The following is a 1,875-nucleotide window of genomic DNA, read 5'->3' as shown; positions in this document are numbered from 1 at the left end:
CTGCTGATCGTATTAAATATCACACCTTTTAAACTTTTGGGAGGCAAGAACAGGATATTAATTAATAAAATAACCGCTCCAGTAATAATTTGAATGATAAGAAGAAATGTTAATGGAATATCTAAATTTTCAGACAAATAAGCAAGCATGCTAATTGCGGCACATACAATTAATCCTGTAAGAAGACCTGGTAAATAAGCCTTTACTAGGTTCCAATTAGTTGAGGGAAGGATTTTATTCACAACATAGGTATACATCAAAAACCGTAAGGTCTCCGTAATGGAAAGAGCATAACCGAAACCAACCAATCCTTTATTTCTAAGCAAGTAAAAAAGAATTATTAGTGAAAAAAGTGAAATAAAATTCAAAATCACCTTTTTGTTTAAATTAGCAGTGGAATCGCATATTATTCCAAAAGGTAAGTTAATAGCACCTAGTGCTATGGGTATGCATAAAACTTTTAAAATTCCTACAGCATCCTCCCAATTTTCCCCAAGCACCACCCCTACAATTTCCCGAGCACCTGCAAAAATGCCTAAACAAAGTGGAATAATAATATATCCCATAAAAGTTATATGGGATAAAAAAGTTTTGGAAAGTAACTTCGGATTTGATTGTAACCGGCTATAGGAAGGGAAAAAAACCCTGGAAAATACGGAGGTCACATGATGAGAAGGCAAATACACTAACAAATGCGCCCTATTATACACCCCTAAAACACTTGCTCCTAACATCTTACCAATAATCATTACATCCATTTTGGAATAAAAAAATTCCTGGAAAGTGGTTATACTAATTTTACTCCCAAAGGAAAATAACGGTTTGTAATTCTCCCATTTAAAAAGTAATTTAATGCTATGTCTAATTAAGGCATAAGCCATAATTCCAACAAAAAAAGAATTGCAAAGGCTTGCTATTACTAGACTCCAAACACCAAAACCCAAATATCCAGATCCTATTCCAATAACCCCATAAGCAATTAGAAAGGAAAGGATTTCTATTTTGGCCAACTTCTCAAATCTCAAATTCCTCCTTAATAAATTTAGTGAGGTAGAAAAAAGACCATTAATAAATAAAGAAAATGCCATCACTCGAATGACCTGGGTAACCTTTGGGTTATCGAATAAAAGCATTGAATATGGTGATAACCCCCAAATTACAAGAGTAAAAAACATTCCCAAAAGCAAGGAAGATGTAAAAACACTTCGAATATCTTTAGTCGAGATATTATCTTTCTGAATTAAAGCAAGCCCAAGGCCCATTTGTGAAAAGTAACTGCCGAAACTCAATACTACCCCAGCCATTGCTACCAAACCAAAAGCCTCAGGCTCCAATAGGCGGGACATTATAGCAGAGTATATCACTTGAAAACTAGCCCCCAAAACAGTTCCTATGGAAGTCCATTTTACGGCATGAAAAACATTAAGAGAAAACTTGTTTGACATTTGGAAAAGGTGAGGAATACAGGGGGGTATTTCCTTAGAGAAAAACTGAAAAGGAAATTAACTAAAGGATTGAAATTAGCCAAAATTCGGGTCATCAACAGTTGAATATACATAAAAAAACAAAGAAATCTCTTCCCTTAAAATAAAATTAAAAATCCCCTTATTTTAACACTACCAAATAACATATGATCTTTTCTGTAGGCGGGTTAAAACTGCAAATCAAATATTTTTATTTACTAGCTATTCTGAGTATTTTATTTACAAGTTCTTTTTTTCAAGAGCTTATTTATGGAAGCACTTTTTATGATTCAGAAGGAAATGAAAACATAAGTCCATCCTTTTTGAATGGTATGGATTTATATATGAAAATGCTTACGGCCATTTCTATTGGACTCACCTTAATTATGCTTTTTAAACTTCCTCCTTTTCT

Annotated in this window: 2 protein-coding genes; one reads left to right on the top strand and one right to left on the bottom strand. The window is 33.4% G+C overall.

The window, feature by feature from the left end; all coding sequences use genetic code 11:
• The coding region (locus E1171_RS02050; protein WP_155203592.1) for a lipopolysaccharide biosynthesis protein at positions 1-1,445 on the bottom strand (1,445 nt) is incomplete at its 3' end.
• 185 nt (positions 1,446-1,630) lie between these two features.
• Here E1171_RS02050 and E1171_RS24120 point away from each other — a divergent pair.
• Positions 1,631-1,875, top strand: a 245-nt coding sequence (locus E1171_RS24120; RefSeq protein ID WP_222931340.1) for a hypothetical protein, incomplete at its 3' end; no start/stop codon positions are given.

The sequence above is a fragment of the Xanthovirga aplysinae genome, assembly GCF_009711365.1.
Taxonomy (GTDB): Bacteria; Bacteroidota; Bacteroidia; order Cytophagales; family Cyclobacteriaceae; genus Xanthovirga; species Xanthovirga aplysinae.
This window is presented reverse-complemented; position numbering and strand designations above follow the sequence as displayed.